This is a genomic window from Pseudomonas sp. TWP3-1, assembly GCF_049896625.1.
Taxonomy (GTDB): domain Bacteria; phylum Pseudomonadota; class Gammaproteobacteria; order Pseudomonadales; family Pseudomonadaceae; genus Aquipseudomonas.
The window spans coordinates 80,665-96,330 of record NZ_JAFCUQ010000019.1 but is presented as its reverse complement, the minus strand read 5'-3'; the positions used below and the strand labels follow the sequence as shown (position 1 = coordinate 96,330).

The 15,666-nt window shown below is 58.2% G+C and carries 17 protein-coding genes; 5 read left to right on the top strand and 12 right to left on the bottom strand.

Going from position 1 to position 15,666, the window contains the following annotated elements; translation table 11 throughout:
• Positions 1 to 10 precede the first annotated feature (10 nt).
• Positions 11 to 349 (bottom strand): phage holin family protein, encoded by a 339-nt coding sequence (locus ACP7BN_RS22795; RefSeq protein WP_426206186.1) that lies wholly within the window; start codon positions 347 to 349, stop codon positions 11 to 13.
• A gap of 526 nt (positions 350 to 875) precedes the next feature.
• Entirely contained in the window at positions 876 to 1,610 is a 735-nt protein-coding gene (locus ACP7BN_RS22790; RefSeq protein WP_420648307.1) for an XRE family transcriptional regulator, read from the bottom strand.
• 199 nt (positions 1,611 to 1,809) lie between these two features.
• Here ACP7BN_RS22790 and ACP7BN_RS22785 point away from each other — a divergent pair, with 199 nt between their 5' ends.
• The 4 genes from ACP7BN_RS22785 (at position 1,810) to fdxA (ending at position 5,985) form a co-directional block, all read left to right on the top strand.
• Positions 1,810 to 2,535 (top strand): zeta toxin family protein, encoded by a 726-nt coding sequence (locus ACP7BN_RS22785; protein WP_426206223.1) that lies wholly within the window; start codon positions 1,810 to 1,812, stop codon positions 2,533 to 2,535.
• On the top strand, positions 2,532 to 2,699 hold the full coding sequence (locus tag ACP7BN_RS22780; protein ID WP_426206185.1) for a hypothetical protein: 168 nt from the start codon (positions 2,532 to 2,534) through the stop codon (positions 2,697 to 2,699). Before ACP7BN_RS22785 ends, ACP7BN_RS22780 begins: the two co-directional genes overlap by 4 nt.
• A gap of 225 nt (positions 2,700 to 2,924) precedes the next feature.
• Positions 2,925 to 5,504, top strand: a complete 2,580-nt coding sequence (gene mutS / locus ACP7BN_RS22775) for a DNA mismatch repair protein MutS (RefSeq protein ID WP_426206183.1) — start codon at positions 2,925 to 2,927, stop codon at positions 5,502 to 5,504.
• Positions 5,505 to 5,646: 142 nt separating this feature from the next.
• Entirely contained in the window at positions 5,647 to 5,985 is a 339-nt protein-coding gene (gene fdxA / locus ACP7BN_RS22770; RefSeq protein ID WP_420648309.1) for a ferredoxin FdxA, read from the top strand.
• A gap of 473 nt (positions 5,986 to 6,458) precedes the next feature.
• Here the strand turns inward: fdxA and rpoS are convergent, their stop codons facing one another.
• From rpoS to ACP7BN_RS22730, 8 genes are all read right to left on the bottom strand, one after another.
• Positions 6,459 to 7,466 (bottom strand): RNA polymerase sigma factor RpoS, encoded by a 1,008-nt coding sequence (rpoS, locus tag ACP7BN_RS22765; protein ID WP_093214972.1) that lies wholly within the window; start codon positions 7,464 to 7,466, stop codon positions 6,459 to 6,461.
• 106 nt (positions 7,467 to 7,572) lie between these two features.
• A complete protein-coding gene (locus tag ACP7BN_RS22760) occupies positions 7,573 to 8,454 on the bottom strand; it encodes a peptidoglycan DD-metalloendopeptidase family protein (protein ID WP_426206182.1) in 882 nt (293 codons plus the stop codon).
• Positions 8,455 to 8,666: 212 nt separating this feature from the next.
• Entirely contained in the window at positions 8,667 to 9,302 is a 636-nt protein-coding gene (locus ACP7BN_RS22755) for a protein-L-isoaspartate(D-aspartate) O-methyltransferase (protein ID WP_420648384.1), read from the bottom strand.
• A 41-nt stretch (positions 9,303 to 9,343) separates the two neighbouring features.
• Positions 9,344 to 10,093: a 5'/3'-nucleotidase SurE gene (gene surE / locus ACP7BN_RS22750; RefSeq protein WP_426206181.1), complete on the bottom strand. Its 750-nt coding sequence runs from the start codon at positions 10,091 to 10,093 to the stop codon at positions 9,344 to 9,346.
• Positions 10,081 to 11,139, bottom strand: coding sequence for a tRNA pseudouridine(13) synthase TruD (gene truD / locus ACP7BN_RS22745; protein ID WP_426206179.1), 1,059 nt, complete (start codon positions 11,137 to 11,139; stop codon positions 10,081 to 10,083). Before truD ends, surE begins: the two co-directional genes overlap by 13 nt.
• Entirely contained in the window at positions 11,136 to 11,609 is a 474-nt protein-coding gene (gene ispF / locus ACP7BN_RS22740; RefSeq protein WP_426206178.1) for a 2-C-methyl-D-erythritol 2,4-cyclodiphosphate synthase, read from the bottom strand. Before ispF ends, truD begins: the two co-directional genes overlap by 4 nt.
• A gap of 44 nt (positions 11,610 to 11,653) precedes the next feature.
• The gene (gene fghA, locus ACP7BN_RS22735) at positions 11,654 to 12,499 is read right to left on the bottom strand and encodes an S-formylglutathione hydrolase (RefSeq protein ID WP_426206176.1); all 846 of its coding nucleotides are present in this window, start codon (positions 12,497 to 12,499) and stop codon (positions 11,654 to 11,656) included.
• Between the two features lie 59 nt (positions 12,500 to 12,558).
• The gene (locus ACP7BN_RS22730) at positions 12,559 to 13,671 is read right to left on the bottom strand and encodes an S-(hydroxymethyl)glutathione dehydrogenase/class III alcohol dehydrogenase (protein ID WP_420648315.1); all 1,113 of its coding nucleotides are present in this window, start codon (positions 13,669 to 13,671) and stop codon (positions 12,559 to 12,561) included.
• Positions 13,672 to 13,787: 116 nt separating this feature from the next.
• On the opposite strand from ACP7BN_RS22730, the gene ACP7BN_RS22725 reads away from it, so the two are divergent.
• Positions 13,788 to 14,684, top strand: coding sequence for a LysR substrate-binding domain-containing protein (locus ACP7BN_RS22725; RefSeq protein ID WP_426206175.1), 897 nt, complete (start codon positions 13,788 to 13,790; stop codon positions 14,682 to 14,684).
• On the opposite strand, the gene ispD is transcribed toward ACP7BN_RS22725, so the two are convergent.
• Together ispD and ftsB are read right to left on the bottom strand one after the other, a co-directional pair.
• Positions 14,681 to 15,388: a 2-C-methyl-D-erythritol 4-phosphate cytidylyltransferase gene (gene ispD / locus ACP7BN_RS22720; protein ID WP_426206173.1), complete on the bottom strand. Its 708-nt coding sequence runs from the start codon at positions 15,386 to 15,388 to the stop codon at positions 14,681 to 14,683. The two genes, ACP7BN_RS22725 and ispD, sit on opposite strands and share 4 nt — an antisense overlap.
• Positions 15,385 to 15,663 carry a cell division protein FtsB gene (ftsB, locus tag ACP7BN_RS22715; protein ID WP_007908838.1) on the bottom strand — a complete coding sequence of 93 codons (279 nt, stop codon included), beginning with the start codon at positions 15,661 to 15,663 and terminating at the stop codon, positions 15,385 to 15,387. The genes ispD and ftsB overlap by 4 nt, the downstream gene beginning before the upstream one ends.
• Positions 15,664 to 15,666: the final 3 nt, after the last annotated feature.

Here is a 15,666-nt window from a genome sequence, read left to right as displayed (position 1 = left end):
AAATCAGTGCTTAAGGTTGATCGCGCGGGGGAACTTCGCAGACGCCGATGCGTTTGGCGGCCCAGCGTTCATAGAGGCCGATGGCGACGTCGGCGCCGGCCATGGCGGTCAGGCAACCGAACGCGCCGGCAGCCCAGATCGACAGACCTGCGGCGTACAGCAGCATGATTGCCGAGACGCCGCAGATCATGCAGGCGCCGGAGCGCAGGGCCAGACGCCGCAGCAGTGACCAGCCGCGAGCGCCCTCCTTGTCGGCGCGCCACATTTCGCCGGACACCCCGCCGATGACGGCGAGGAAAATGACCAGCCAGACCGGCATGTCCGCCAACGCTTGTTGCTCGTTTGTCATGTCACGCCTCCGGGGGGTGATGGGTGAGTGGTGTGTGGTGGGTTCAAACGTTTTCTCTTGAGGTAGGCATTCCAAAAAGCCCGGCTTTTTACGCCGGGCCTTTCAGTAATGCGCTCCTTCGCCTTCCTTCAATCCTGTGTACGAGAAGGAAGCTGACTTTTCGGCGCTACTGGCGCGGTACGAGTCCATTCAGATTGTTTTTCCGACCGCGGTCCCTGCCCGCCGGATAACTGCTTTTGGTGCTTTACGCTGCACACCCGGGTCAGTTGCCAACCCTCTGAATCGTTGAGGCCGATTCATCGCTGCCTGTTCTTGTGGAACTAAAGAGCTTTCGTTTCCAGCCGCTTTGTCGAGCGGCTTGGTGGTCATGATATGCATGGATGCATATACAGTCAATGCGTAAATGCATTTATTTATGCATCAAGCATGCACTGATGCATGAAGGCCGCGCAGGTCGGGGGGTTGGCCATTTTTCGGGGCGAAAAAAAACCCGCCGGGTGGCGGGTTTCATTTGGAAAAGGTGAGGTTAGCGGGCGTACATGCCCCACCAGAAGACGTGGCCAATGATGACGATCTGCTCTTCCTGGATTTCCTGGAAGCTGTAATCCTCATCCGGATGTTCATCACGATTGAAGCTGCGCAAGCGGATGCCGGTAGGCAGACGATAGAGCTGCTTCACCCGCAGCTGACCATTGTGATTGATCGCATACAGGTCGCCATCGATGATGTCGCCGATGCCGCACTTGCCTGCGTTGACGCCGACCGTTGCGCCATCGCGCAGCACCGGCAACATACTATTGCCGCGCACGGTCACGCATTTGGCCTGGTCGAATTGCACACCGTTATGACGCAAGCTTCGTTTGCCGAAGCGCAGACTAGAGCGCTCGCTCTCTTCCACGACGAATCTTCCTGATCCAGCAGCCAATTCAACCTCGCGCAAAAAGGGTACAGACACCTCGTCATCATCGACCGGCGTGTCGTCGTCCCACAGGCTTATGTCCTTGAGTTCAAAATGCACCTCATCGCGCCCGGCTGCCGCGCTCGGCGCAACATCCGCGCGCCCGCGCAACTGATCGGTGCTCACGGCGAAGTACTCGGCGATCTTCGAGATGTGTTTATCCGAAGGATCGACAATCTTCCCGCTGAGAATCCGCGAGAGCGTGGATTGAGGCACGCCGGTACGCCGGTGAAGCTCCGTAGGGGAGATCCCGTGCTGGTCGAGCAGTGCTCTTAATACGGTAGATACGTTGCGTTTTTGCATAACGCGCATAGTGCTTGAAGTTTTTCGGGATGACAAATGCTGATTTGCATAAATTGTGCATTAATCAGGTTACATTCAAATCTTGTTTCATCTTCGTCGATTGATTGGCTGAGTAACAGCACAGAGGGAGCTAGCCTGAAGGCAAGAATTCCAATAGGTGATCAACACAGTGAATGAAACTGATCCAGACAAACAATTCATGACGCCGGCCGAGCAAAAGATCGTCGACCAAGCAATCAGCTTCGCTCGATCAAACAAGAAAAGCATTGCGAGGCGGTTTACCGACAACGCGATTTTTCTCCCAGAGCAAGCGCCAGTATCTGTGTTTATGGCAGGTTCGCCGGGAGCAGGCCAAACCGAAGCGTCGGTAGCTCTGGTAAATCTTTTCGTTGATGCCAAAATTCTGAGGATTGACCCGGATGAGCTACGTAATGAATTCGTTGAATACTCGGGAAGAAATTCTTGGCTTTTTCAAGGAGGGGTTTCAATTCTGGTTGAAAAAATCCTCGACTTCGCAATTCATCAAAGGCAGTCATTCTTGTTGGATGGCACGCTTTCCAACCTGAAAGTGGCCAAGAGAAACGTGGAACGCTCCTTGAAAAAAGGCAGGTTCGTCCAAATTCTGTATGTGTATCAGAACCCGTTCCTTGCCTGGGACTTTGTCAAAGCTCGTGAGGAAGCAGAGGGCAGGAGGATCCGCAAGCAGCACTTCATCGAACAGTATTTTGCGGCGCGTGACGTAGTGAACTCACTTAAGCTAGAGTTTGGTGGGGATGTTCATGTCGACCTACTGCTCAAGCACATCGACAATTCGGGACGACTGTACAAAGCTGGCGTCGATAAAATTGACTACCATATCCCTGAGCGATATACGCGGGCCGATCTAGAGGCCAAACTTGGGCTACCTTCAGGAGAGCATTCATGATTTTTACAAAGCAAAGCTCTGAAAAAGGAGCCACAAACCCATTCGCCGATTTCATTCGTAATGCGAAGGCAGAGCAGAAAAAGCGTGTCTACGGTGAGGTTTTGACTGAGGCAACCAAGCAGCAGAATCTGGTGATGATGCAAGCCGAGACGAAGCGCGCCTGAAAGTTCACTCTGAGTTCCAAGCGAAGCCCGGCCAAATGCCGGGCTTTTTCATTTCAAGGCTCGACCTGCTGGCGCCCCCTGATCCCAACACCACCGAGGACGGCTATTCAACCGTCATCCCTGCGCCCACCAGACCGCCCATGGTAATCTTGCGCCCATCGCGCAAAAGCCGCGCCTGTGCCCCGCTCTTGCCCTACACCTTCGAACGAGTTTTCTGACAATCCGATGAATAAAGCCGTCTCCGACCTGTCCTCCCACACTCCGATGATGCAGCAATACTGGCGCCTGAAAAATCAGCACCCGGATCAGCTGATGTTCTATCGCATGGGCGATTTCTACGAGATCTTCTATGAAGATGCGAAGAAAGCGGCCAAGTTGCTGGACATCACCCTGACTGCTCGTGGGCAGTCGGCGGGTCAGGCGATTCCGATGTGTGGGATTCCTTACCACGCGGCGGAAGGCTACTTGGCGAAACTGGTCAAGCTCGGCGAGTCGGTGGTGATTTGCGAGCAAGTCGGTGATCCGGCTACCAGTAAAGGCCCGGTAGACCGCCAAGTGGTACGGATCATCACGCCGGGTACGGTCAGTGACGAGGCGCTGCTGGATGAGCGTCGCGACAACCTGATCGCGGCGGTATTGGGCGACGAGCGTCTGTTTGGTCTGGCGGTGTTGGACATCACCAGCGGCAACTTCAGCGTGCTGGAGATCAAAGGTTGGGAAAACCTGCTGGCAGAGCTGGAGCGGGTCAACCCGGTGGAGTTGTTGATCCCGGACGACTGGCCGAAGGATCTGCCGGCAGAGAAACGTCGTGGCGTACGTCGTCGTGCGCCGTGGGATTTCGAGCGTGATACGGCGCTGAAAAGTCTTTGCCAGCAGTTTTCCACCCAAGACTTGAAAGGCTTCGGTTGCGAGAATCTGACTCTGGCCATCGGCGCTGCCGGTTGCCTGCTGGCCTACGCCAAGGAAACCCAGCGCACCGCCCTGCCCCACTTGCGCAGCCTGCGTCACGAGCGGCTTGACGACACTGTGGTGCTGGACGGCGCCAGCCGTCGCAATCTGGAACTGGATACCAACCTCGCTGGCGGTCGCGACAACACGCTGCAATCTGTAGTGGATCGCTGCCAGACTGCGATGGGCAGTCGTTTGCTGACGCGCTGGCTGAACCGTCCGTTGCGCGATTTGAAGGTATTGCTCGCACGCCAGACGTCGATCACTTGCCTGCTCGACCGCTATCGCTTCGAAAACCTGCAACCGCAGCTCAAGGAAATCGGCGACATCGAGCGGATTCTCGCGCGGATCGGTCTGCGTAACGCGCGTCCGCGTGACCTCGCGCGCCTGCGTGACGCCCTCGGCGCGTTGCCTGAGCTGCAAGTGGCGATGGCCGATCTGGAAGCGCCGCACCTGAATCAACTGGCGACCATCACCAGCACCTACCCGGAGCTGGCAGCACTGCTGGCCAAAGCCATTATCGATAACCCGCCCGCCGTCATCCGTGACGGTGGTGTGCTGAAAACCGGTTACGACAGCGAACTCGACGAGCTGCAATCGCTGAGCGAGAACGCCGGCCAGTTCCTGATCGATCTGGAAGCGCGGGAAAAGGCGCGCACCGGGCTGTCCCATCTGAAAGTCGGCTACAACCGCATTCACGGTTACTTCATCGAGTTGCCGAGCAAGCAGGCCGAATCGGCTCCGGCGGACTACATTCGCCGTCAGACCCTCAAGGGAGCCGAGCGCTTCATCACGCCGGAACTCAAAGAGTTCGAAGACAAGGCACTGTCGGCCAAGAGCCGCGCCCTCGCTCGCGAGAAGATGCTCTATGAGGCGCTGCTGGAAGACCTGATCAGCCAGTTGCCGCCATTGCAGGACACCGCTGCAGCACTGGCCGAACTCGACGTGCTGAGCAACCTCGCCGAGCGTGCGCTGAATCTGGACCTGAACTGCCCGCAGTTCGTCAGCGAACCGTGCATGCGCATCACCCAGGGTCGCCATCCGGTGGTCGAGCAAGTGTTGACCACGCCGTTCGTGGCCAACGACCTGAGCCTGGACGACAGTACGCGCATGCTGGTGATCACCGGCCCGAACATGGGCGGTAAATCCACTTATATGCGTCAGACCGCACTGATCGTGTTACTCGCGCATATCGGCAGCTTCGTGCCGGCGGCCAGTTGCGAACTGTCGCTGGTGGACCGGATCTTCACCCGGATCGGCTCCAGCGATGACCTCGCCGGCGGGCGTTCGACCTTCATGGTGGAAATGAGCGAGACCGCCAACATCCTGCACAACGCCACCGAGCGCAGTCTGGTGTTGATGGACGAAGTCGGTCGCGGCACCAGCACCTTTGACGGCCTGTCGCTGGCCTGGGCTGCGGCTGAACGCCTGGCGGAGCTGCGCGCCTACACGCTGTTCGCCACGCACTACTTTGAACTGACAGTGCTGCCGGAAGCCCAGCCGCTGGTGGCCAACGTGCACCTCAACGCCACCGAGCACAACGAGCGCATCGTATTCCTGCACCACGTGCTGCCCGGGCCTGCGAGTCAGAGCTACGGCCTGGCCGTGGCGCAACTGGCGGGCGTGCCAAATGAAGTGATCCTGCGTGCTCGCGAACACCTGAGCCGCCTGGAAGATACCGCTCTGCCGCACGAGCAACCGGCGCCCGTCAAAGGCAAACCGGCGGCGCCGATGCAAAGCGACATGTTTGCCGCGCTGCCACACCCGGTGCTGGATGAGCTGGCTAAACTGGACCTCGACGACCTGACCCCCCGTCGTGCTCTCGAAATGCTCTATGCACTGAAGAACCGGATATAACGCAAACGGCTTCAAGCTGTTAGAATCTCGCGCGGTTTGGGATGCTGCTGGTTAATAGCCTGGCCAGCAGGCATCGCTCCCGAACCTGGCGACCCCAACCGTGAAGGGGCAACGCTGCCGCCGCCTGAGGAGAAAATTAGAAATGACCTTCGTCGTCACCGACAACTGCATCAAGTGCAAGTACACCGACTGCGTAGAAGTGTGTCCGGTGGACTGCTTTTACGAAGGCCCGAACTTCCTGGTGATTCACCCGGATGAGTGCATCGACTGCGCCCTGTGCGAACCAGAATGCCCGGCCGTTGCGATTTTCTCCGAGGATGAAGTCCCGGAAGACATGCAAGAGTTCATTCAGTTGAACGTCGAGTTGGCGGAGATCTGGCCGAACATCACCGAGAAGAAAGACTCGATGCCGAATGCCGAGGAGTTCGATCGCGTGATCAACAAGTCTGTAGGCAGCAAGCTGAAAGACCTCGAACGCTGATTCACCGAGCGCTCCGCAAAAAGGCCCCATGCGGGCCTTTTCGCTTTTCTGCAGGCAAAAAAAGGGGCGGTTTGACCCGCCCACATTTTTTCCCTATTCCCTGTATTCCTTTTCATCGTCCTGATGAATCGCGTCCTGCGATGTCCATTCCCCTCGTCCTTGAAGGGCGTGTCTGTCCGTCGACACAGTTCAGATACTAGAGAATTCGCCGTCAGGAGCAACCGCACCTGAATGCTGGAAATTGTTGTAATAAGCTGTTCATTTAAAATAATAACGATCTAAATCAAAGTGTTAGACATATTCATTTGAAGCGATCGACGTCTACCCCGGTGTAAAAATAACGAACACTTACGGGACAGTCAGCAAAGGCTTACAACGAGAGACTACAAATCCCGCCAAGTGCCCTGCTTCTCTTTGGCCAACAAAAAGCCCCGAAACAGTCGGGGCTTTTTGCGGGCGATCAGGCGATACGCTTACTGAAACAGCGACTCGCTCGACAGGCCATTTTTCTCCAGGATCTCGCGCAAGCGTTTGAGGCCTTCCACCTGGATCTGCCGCACCCGTTCCCGGGTCAGGCCGATCTCCAGGCCAACATCTTCCAGCGTGCTGCTCTCGTGCCCGCGCAGGCCGAAGCGGCGAATCACCACCTCGCGCTGCTTGTCGGTCAGCTCAGAGAGCCACTGATCGATGCTCTGCGACAGATCGTCATCCTGCAGCAGTTCGCATGGGTCGGTTGGGCGATCATCCGTGAGGGTGTCCAGCAGGGTTTTATCCGAATCCGGACCCAGCGAGACGTCGACCGAAGAAACCCGCTCGTTCAGGCCAAGCATGCGCTTGACCTCACCCACCGGTTTTTCCAGCAGGTTGGCGATCTCTTCGGGTGAGGGTTCGTGATCGAGCTTTTGTGTCAGCTCGCGTGCAGCTCGCAGGTACACGTTGAGTTCCTTGACCACATGAATCGGCAACCGGATGGTCCGGGTCTGATTCATGATCGCGCGCTCGATGGTTTGACGAATCCACCAGGTTGCGTAGGTCGAGAAGCGGAAGCCGCGCTCGGGATCGAACTTTTCTACCGCGCGGATCAATCCGAGGTTGCCCTCTTCAATCAGATCCAGCAGCGACAGCCCCCGATTGACGTAACGCCGGGCGATTTTCACCACCAGCCGCAGGTTACTTTCAATCATGCGCTTACGCCCGGCAGGGTCGCCACTTTGCGACAAACGCGCAAAATGAACTTCTTCTTCCGGTGAGAGCAATGGGGAAAAGCCGATTTCGTTGAGATACAACTGCGTGGCATCAAGTGCCCGCGTGTAGTCGATGTACTTATGTTGTTTAAGTGAAGCGGAGTGTTTGGATTTGGCGCGAACAGAAGGTGGAGCAGCCCCTTCATCATTCGACATCGAATCCGAATCGATGCCGGTCTCCATCAGGAGAACCTCATCGTCGATGTCAAACTCCGGCACTTCTTTACTGAGAGCCATTGTTATAGTCCTTTGGTGAGTTCGACCCCAAGCTCAAGCGACGCCTCTATCCTTGGCAACGCTGGAGCCTGTCCCCTCTACGTGAAGAAACAGGCTGGTCTACAAATCAACGTCTTGGCAGGAACTGCAGCGGATCTACAGGTTTACCTTGTCGGCGAATCTCAAAATGCAGTTTCACCCGGTCTGTACCCGTTGACCCCATTTCGGCAATTGTCTGTCCGACCTTGACCTGCTGCCCCTCCCGTACCAACAGCCGACGGTTGTGTCCGTAAGCACTGACGTAGGTTTCACTGTGTTTGATGATGACTAATTCGCCGTAGCCCCTTAAGCCACTCCCGGCGTATACCACCGTCCCATCAGACGCAGCTAAAACAGGCTGTCCCAAATCTCCGGCGATATCAATTCCTTTATTCAAACTACCGTTTGAGGAGAATTTGCCAATGAGAATGCCATTAGATGGCCATCCCCAGCCGGTCGGGGCCGGGCCTGCCGGAGGCAGTGGAGGGGGTGCGGACTTGTTGCCGACGGACGGTACGGCCACCGCAGAACCAGCCGCAGTACCGGTGGTTGTGGTGGTGGTCGTGCCATTCGCCTGACGCCGGATTACCGTGGTTTTGCTCGACGAGGACGGTGAAGAACTGGAGTTGCTGACCACCGCTGTCGGTGTTGAACCGGTGCGTCCGTCGAAGCGAATTGTCTGACCCGGATGGATCGTATACGGCGTAGGAATATTGTTCCGGGCAGCGAGGGCTTTGTAGTCCCAGCCGTAGCGAAACGCGATCGAGAACATCGTATCGCCCGGACGGACTACATACTGTCCGGTCGTCACTGTAGGACGCTGAGCCGCCGAATTGTTGCGATCGACTACCCGCACGTTGCTCGATTTGGTGCTGGAGCAACCGACCAGCAAGGTGCTCAAGACAAGGCCAGTCACCAGGCGCTGAAAGCTCGTGTTACCCATACGCTGCGCAATGACAGTGAGACTCACCCGCCGCTCCCTTTGTGGTGGCTGAAAAATATGGAATGCCGAATTCCGGCATGTAGCGTCGCAAGTATAACGGGCCGAACGGCCTTCACCTTTAATGTAGCGATAACGCTCGGCGCACACGTTTGCCTGCCGACAATCGATCCTGTTTAAGCGATCACTGCCGCTGTAAGACAGGGGCGCGGCGAAGGAATTCAGCGCCGTTGAACAAATGCTCAGGCCAGCGGCCCATTGAGCAATGGCACAAAACGCACAGAGCCGAGAATGCGTCGGGAAAAACCGTGTTCTTCACGCACGATCAGCATCAGTTGCTGCACTTCTCCAGAGCCGACCGGAATCACCAACCGCCCGCCCGGTGCCAATTGATCGAGCAACGCCTGCGGCACATCAGTGGCCACAGCGGTGACGATAATGCCGTTATACGGCGCCAGTGCCGGCCAGCCTTCCCAACCATCGCCCCAACGGAATACCACGTTGCGCAGGTTCAGTTCGACCAGACGCTCCTTGGCGCGGTCCTGCAAGACCTTGATGCGTTCAACCGAAAACACCCGCTCGACCAGTTGCGACAGTACAGCGGTCTGATAACCCGAACCGGTGCCGATCTCCATGACCTTGTCCAGCGGCCCGGCCTCAAGCAGCAGCTCGCTCATGCGCGCCACCATATAAGGCTGGGAGATGGTCTGGTTGTGGCCGATTGGCAGCGCGGTGTCTTCATAAGCGCGGTGCGCCAGCGCTTCATCGACAAACAGATGACGCGGCGTGCGGCGGATGACTTCCAGCACCTTGGCGTTCGATACGCCTTCTTCATACAGACGCTGGATCAGCCGTTCGCGAGTGCGCTGGGAGGTCATGCCGATGCCGCTGCGCAGTCTGTCGTCCTGTTCACGAGCCATTAGCCGAGTCCCTCCAGCCAGCCGTCGAGACTTCTGAAGGCATCATTGAAAGTGCGATCAAGCTGCAACGGCGTGATCGAAACATAGCCTTGCATCACAGCATGAAAATCGGTGCCCGGGCCGCCATCCTCAGCATCACCAGCCGCCGCAATCCAGTAGCCAGCCTTGCCGCGCGGGTCGACCACTTTCATCGGGGCCGCTGCTCGTGCGCGGTGCCCGAGACGGGTCAACTGAATGCCGCGAATATGGTCGATGGGCAAATTGGGAATATTCACGTTCAACACCGTACGCGGTGGCAGATCGAGAGCGGCATGGGCCTCGACCAGTTTGCGCGCAAAGTGGGCGGCTGTGGCGAGGTTGTCGACCTGGCGCGACACCAGCGAGAAGGCGAAAGACGGACGCTCAAGGAAACGCCCCTCAAGAGCGGCCGCCACGGTGCCGGAATACAGCACGTCATCGCCCAGGTTGGCGCCGAGATTGATGCCCGAAACCACCATGTCCGGTTGGCGCTCCAGCAAGCCGTTAAGCCCCAGGTGCACGCAATCGGTCGGTGTGCCATTGAGGCTGATAAAGCCGTTGGCCAGATATTGCGGATGCAACGGACGGTCGAGCGTCAGCGAACTGCTGGCGCCACTCTTGTCCTGCTCAGGGGCGATAACCACGCACTCGGTGTAATCCGCCAGCGCAGCATAAAGCGCGGCGAGACCGGGTGCGGTTACCCCATCGTCGTTCGAAATCAGAATACGCATGGGCTGTCCGTCTGCCCCACCGGCACCAGATCAACGAGCTCGCGCACCAATACGGTGGCAAAGCATCCGGCCGGGAGGACGAATTCCAGTTGCAGAATGTCAGGCTCGGGATAATGCCACGTCAACCCGCCAATGGGCAGTCGAAGGATGCGACGTTCGTGGCTCATACCGGCGTTAATCAACCAATCGCGCAGGTCCGCCTCACGGGCGGCAATTTTCTGCTCCAGTTCATGGACAGCACCCGTGGTCGGCGAGTCACCTTCGCCCCACTGCGGGCCGGTCGGATGCAAATCCAGAATCGCCAGACGCGGATCACTGCACTCGGCCTCGCCAGCCGGGAAAAAGCTGCGGCTGTCGGTAAACGCCAGCAGATCACCGACCAGAGCACGTTGCCAGGTGCCATCGGCAACCCGCGCCGCCAACACCTGATTGAACAGAAAACTGCGCGCGGTCGAGAGCAGGCGCGAGCGCACGTTGCGCTGCTCCGGCAAGGCCTTGCGCGCTGCCCAGTCTCGAGCATCGACCACATTGCCGCCATCAAAGCCGAAACGCTGAGCGCCGAAATAATTCGGAACACCTTGTTTAAGGATCAGTTGCAGCCGTTCTTCGATCGCAGCCTTGTCGCCAGTGAACTGGGTCAGGCGCAGAGTGAAACCGTTAGCCGAGTGCGCCCCGCGTTGCAGCTTGCGCTTGTGGCGCGTGGTCTTGAGGATCTTCAGCGTGTCATTTTCCGCCGCCGACAGATCCGGATCAGCCTTGCCCGACAACTGCACGCTGAACCACTGTCGGGTCAGCGCCTGACGATCTTTCAGCCCGGCGTAGCTGACCGTGCGCAATGGTACGCCGGCAGCCTTGGCGATCCGCCGCGCGGCTTCTTCGGTGTTCAAACCGCGTTTTTCCACCCAGATCCACAAGTGCTCGCCATCGCCGCTGAACGGGATGTCGAGCACTTCATCGACCTGAAAATCTTCGGCGATGGCTTTCAGTACCGCGGTGCCGAGGGCGTCACCATAGGCGCGAGGGCCGAGCAATTGCAGTTCGTTCATGCGCGCAGCAACAGGGCAACGGAATGCACGGCAATGCCTTCTTCGCGACCGACGAAGCCGAGTTGTTCAGTGGTGGTGGCTTTCACGTTGACTTGATCCAGTTCTACTTGAAGATCCGCGGCAATCAGCGCGCGCATCGATTCGATATGCGGGGCCATTTTTGGCGTCTGGGCAACGATGGTGTTGTCAACGTTGCCGACTTTCCAGCCTTTGGCGTGGATCAACGCGACCACATGCCGCAGCAGAACACGGCTGTCGGCGCCCTTGAATTGCGGGTCGGTATCCGGGAAGTGTTTGCCGATATCACCCAGCGCCGCAGCACCGAGCAAGGCATCGCTCAAGGCGTGCAGCAGGACGTCACCGTCGGAATGAGCGAGCAGCCCGAAGCTGTGTGCAATGCGCACGCCGCCCAGAGTAATGAAATCGCCTTCAGCGAAACGGTGCACATCATAGCCGTGGCCAATACGCATAAAAAAAACGCCCCGATTTTTGTCAGGGCGTGATTCTACCTGCATTAGCCCTTGAGGGCGCGTGCATGATGCTGCAAGTGGTCGTCTATGAAGCTGGCGATGAAGAAATAGCTGTGGTCGTAGCCCGGTTGCAGGCGCAACGTCAGCGGATGACCCGCTTGTTTTGCCGCTTGTTGCAGGGCTTCGGGCTTGAGCTGATTCTCGAGGAAGTCATCGCGATCACCTTGATCGACCAGCAACGGCAGCTTTTCGTCAGCCTCGGCGATCAGTGCGCAGGCGTCCCACTCCTTCCACTTCGAACGGTCTTCGCCCAAGTAGCGAGAGAACGCTTTCTGCCCCCACGGGCAATCCATCGGGTTGTTGATTGGCGAAAACGCCGACACCGACTGATAGCGCCCCGGATTACGCAACGCGCAAACCAGCGCACCGTGCCCGCCCATGGAGTGGCCGCTGATGCTGCGTTTGCCCGACGCCGGGAAATGCGCTTCAACCAGTGAAGGCAATTCCTGCACGACGTAGTCATGCATCCGATAGTGCCGCGACCAGGGTTCCTGCGTGGCATTCAGATAAAACCCGGCACCAAGGCCAAAATCCCACGCGCCATCCGGATCACCCGGCACATCCGGGCCGCGCGGACTGGTGTCCGGCGCAACGATGATCAGCCCGAGCTCGGCGGCCATGCGCAGCGCGCCGGCCTTGTGCATGAAGTTTTCGTCGGTGCAGGTCAGGCCCGACAGCCAGTACAGCACCGGCAACTTGCCGCCCTGCTCTGCCTGCGGCGGCAGGTACACAGCGAAGATCATGTCGCAACCCAGCACATCCGAGCGATGCCGATAGCGCTTGTGCCAGCCGCCGAAACTCTTCTGACAGGAGATGTTTTCCAGGCTCATGTAAAGACTCCTACGCAGCTACGGATGCATGCCTACGCAACCGTAGCTGTCGCGAATGATCAGAAATGAATGACGGTACGGATGCTCTTGCCTTCGTGCATCAGGTCGAATGCCTTGTTGATATCTTCCAGACCCATGGTGTGGGTGATGAAAGTATCCAGCGGGATTTCACCGCTCTGGGCCATCTCGACGTAGCTTGGCAGTTCGGTACGGCCACGTACGCCGCCGAACGCCGAACCGCGCCAGACGCGACCGGTGACCAACTGGAATGGACGAGTGGAAATTTCCTGACCGGCACCGGCCACGCCGATGATCACCGATTCGCCCCAGCCTTTGTGGCAGCACTCAAGCGCTGCGCGCATCAGCTGCACGTTGCCGATGCACTCGAAGGAGAAGTCGACGCCGCCGTCAGTCATGTCGACGATCACTTCCTGAATCGGGCGATCAAAGTCCTTCGGGTTGACGCAGTCGGTCGCGCCCAATTGTTTGGCAATTTCGAACTTGGCCGGATTGATGTCGATGGCAATGATGCGTGCTGCCTTGGCTTTCACTGCGCCGATGACTGCCGAAAGGCCGATGCCACCGAGACCGAAAATGGCTACGGTGTCACCAGGCTTGACCTTGGCGGTGTTGAGCACGGCGCCGATGCCGGTGGTCACGCCGCAACCGAGCAGGCAGACCTTCTCCAGCGGCGCGTCCTTGGCGATTTTGGCCACGGAGATTTCCGGCAGCACGGTGTATTCGGAAAACGTCGAAGTACCCATGTAGTGGAAAATCGTTTGACCCTTGTAGGAAAAACGCGAAGTGCCGTCCGGCATCAAGCCTTTGCCCTGAGTCGCGCGAATCGCCTGACACAGGTTGGTCTTGCCCGACTTACAGAATTTGCACTGGCCGCATTCCGGGGTGTACAGCGGAATCACATGGTCGCCGACGGCAACCGAGGTCACGCCCTCGCCGATTGCCTCAACGATCGCACCACCTTCGTGGCCGAGGATCGACGGGAAGATGCCTTCCGGATCGGCGCCGGACAAAGTGTAGGCGTCAGTGTGGCAAACCCCGGAAGCCACCACGCGCAGCAACACTTCACCGGCCTTGGGCATGGCGACATCGACTTCTACGATTTCCAGCGGTTTCTTGGCCTCGAAGGCAACGGCGGCGCGCGACTTAATCATGCTGACTCTCCAGTGAATCCATTAAATAAAAAAGCAGACAGAGAGTGTAATACACAGCTCTACGATGAATAATCCGGACAAAAGCAAAACATTATTGCCACACAGGGATAATCCTGATGTCCGAAAACCGCTGGGAAGGCATTGACGAGTTTGTTGCCGTTGCCGAATGCAGCCAGTTCACCGCTGCCGCTGAACGGCTGGGGGTTTCTTCCTCACACGTCAGTCGACAAATCGTACGACTGGAAGAGCGTTTACAGACGCGCCTGCTGTATCGCAGTACCCGCCGCGTGACGCTGACCGAGGCCGGACAGACCTTTCTGCAACATTGCCAACGCCTGCAGGATGGACGCGAAGAGGCTTTGCGCGCGGTTGGTGATCTGACCAGCGAACCCAAAGGCATGCTGCGCATGACCTGCGCCGTGGCTTACGGCGAACGATTCATCGTGCCGCTGGTGACGCGGTTCATGGGTCTGTATCCGCAATTGCGCATCGACATCGAGTTGAGCAACCGCCAACTCGACCTCGTGCATGAAGGCCTCGATCTGGCGATCCGGCTCGGCCGTTTGCAGGATTCGCGGCTGGTGGCGACACGCTTGGCGCCGCGCCGCATGTATCTCTGCGCGTCACCTTCCTACGTCGAACGCTATGGTCGCCCACACAGTTTGTCGGAACTCAGTCGGCACAATTGCCTGATCGGCAGCTCGGATATGTGGCAGTTAGAGCAAAACGGGCGGGAATTTTCCCAACGGGTGCAGGGAAACTGGCGCTGCAACAGTGGGCAAGCGGTGCTCGATGCAGCGCTGCAAGGGGTGGGGTTGTGTCAGTTGCCGGATTATTACGTGCTGGAGCATCTGCACAGCGGCGCATTGATTTCCCTGCTGGAGGCGCATCAACCGCCGAACACAGCCGTGTGGGCGTTGTATCCGCAACAGCGACACTTGTCGCCGAAGGTGCGCAAACTGGTGGATTTTCTCAAGGAAGGCTTGGCCGAACGGCCGGAGTATCGGCTCTAGCGGCGGTTGGCCCAGCGCTGGCGCAGCGATTCGAGATCTTCGGGGCGGGTGACTTTGAGGTTGTCTGCGCGACCTTCGATCAGACGCGGGGCCAGACCGGCCCACTCCATCGCCGAGGCTTCGTCGGTAATCACCGCGTCGGCGACCAGACTGTCTGCCAGCGCACGATGCAAAGCGCCGAGGCGGAACATCTGCGGCGTATACGCCTGCCAGATCACACTGCGATCCACGGTTTCAACCACGCGACCGTGCTTGTCGACCCGCTTCAGCGTGTCTTTCGCAGGCACCGCCAGCAGACCGCCGACTGGATCGTCAGCCAGTTCACTCAGCAGTTTGTCGAGGTCATCGCGGCTCAGATTGGGCCGTGCCGCATCGTGCACCAGTACCCAATCCTCATCGTCGGCACCTTGCGCATGCAGGTACAGCAACGCATTGAGCACTGAACCGGAACGCTCGCTGCCACCCTCGACACGCTGAATACGCGAGTCGCTGGCGCAGGCCAGGTTCGGCCAATAAGGATCATCAGAAGCAAGACTGACCACCAGGCCTTTGAGGCTCGGGTGATCGAGGAAACAGCCGAGGCTGTGTTCAAGAATTGTGCGCCCGCCCAGTTGCAAATATTGCTTGGGACGGTCCGCGGCCATTCGGGCACCGACGCCCGCGGCAGGAATCACGGCCCAGAAGGCCGGCAGGGAATCGATCATTGGGCCAACTGGTAAAGGGTTTCGCCGTCCTTGACCATGCCCAGTTCATGGCGAGCGCGTTCTTCAACGGTCTCCATGCCTTTCTTCAGCTCACTGACTTCGGCGTCCATCACCCGGTTGCGTTCCAGCAAGCCTTCGTTCTCGGCGTGTTGATCGGCAATCTGCTGATTCAATTCGGCCACTTGCGCGAGGCTGCCATTGCCCACCCACAGGCGGTACTGCAAACCGGCCAGGAGCAAGAGCAAGACGAGAAACAACCAATAGGGACTGCGCATCGA

Excerpts from the sequence above, each read along its gene's own strand:
- ACP7BN_RS22730 (WP_420648315.1), bottom strand. The coding sequence starts at position 13,671 with ATGATTAAGTCGCGCGCCGCCGTTGCCTTCGAGGCCAAGAAACCGCTG.
- ftsB (WP_007908838.1), bottom strand. The coding sequence starts at position 15,663 with ATGCGCAGTCCCTATTGGTTGTTTCTCGTCTTGCTCTTGCTCCTGGCC.
- rpoS (WP_093214972.1), bottom strand. The coding sequence starts at position 7,466 with ATGGCTCTCAGTAAAGAAGTGCCGGAGTTTGACATCGACGATGAGGTT.
- ACP7BN_RS22780 (WP_426206185.1), top strand. The coding sequence starts at position 2,532 with ATGATTTTTACAAAGCAAAGCTCTGAAAAAGGAGCCACAAACCCATTC.
- ACP7BN_RS22785 (WP_426206223.1), top strand. The coding sequence starts at position 1,810 with ATGACGCCGGCCGAGCAAAAGATCGTCGACCAAGCAATCAGCTTCGCT.
- ACP7BN_RS22755 (WP_420648384.1), bottom strand. The coding sequence starts at position 9,302 with ATGACCTCCCAGCGCACTCGCGAACGGCTGATCCAGCGTCTGTATGAA.
- ACP7BN_RS22725 (WP_426206175.1), top strand. The coding sequence starts at position 13,788 with ATGTCCGAAAACCGCTGGGAAGGCATTGACGAGTTTGTTGCCGTTGCC.
- fghA (WP_426206176.1), bottom strand. The coding sequence starts at position 12,499 with ATGAGCCTGGAAAACATCTCCTGTCAGAAGAGTTTCGGCGGCTGGCAC.
- ispD (WP_426206173.1), bottom strand. The coding sequence starts at position 15,388 with ATGATCGATTCCCTGCCGGCCTTCTGGGCCGTGATTCCTGCCGCGGGC.
- ACP7BN_RS22790 (WP_420648307.1), bottom strand. The coding sequence starts at position 1,610 with ATGCAAAAACGCAACGTATCTACCGTATTAAGAGCACTGCTCGACCAG.
- ACP7BN_RS22795 (WP_426206186.1), bottom strand. The coding sequence starts at position 349 with ATGACAAACGAGCAACAAGCGTTGGCGGACATGCCGGTCTGGCTGGTC.
- fdxA (WP_420648309.1), top strand. The coding sequence starts at position 5,647 with ATGACCTTCGTCGTCACCGACAACTGCATCAAGTGCAAGTACACCGAC.
- mutS (WP_426206183.1), top strand. The coding sequence starts at position 2,925 with ATGAATAAAGCCGTCTCCGACCTGTCCTCCCACACTCCGATGATGCAG.
- truD (WP_426206179.1), bottom strand. The coding sequence starts at position 11,139 with ATGAACGAACTGCAATTGCTCGGCCCTCGCGCCTATGGTGACGCCCTC.
- ispF (WP_426206178.1), bottom strand. The coding sequence starts at position 11,609 with ATGCGTATTGGCCACGGCTATGATGTGCACCGTTTCGCTGAAGGCGAT.
- surE (WP_426206181.1), bottom strand. The coding sequence starts at position 10,093 with ATGCGTATTCTGATTTCGAACGACGATGGGGTAACCGCACCCGGTCTC.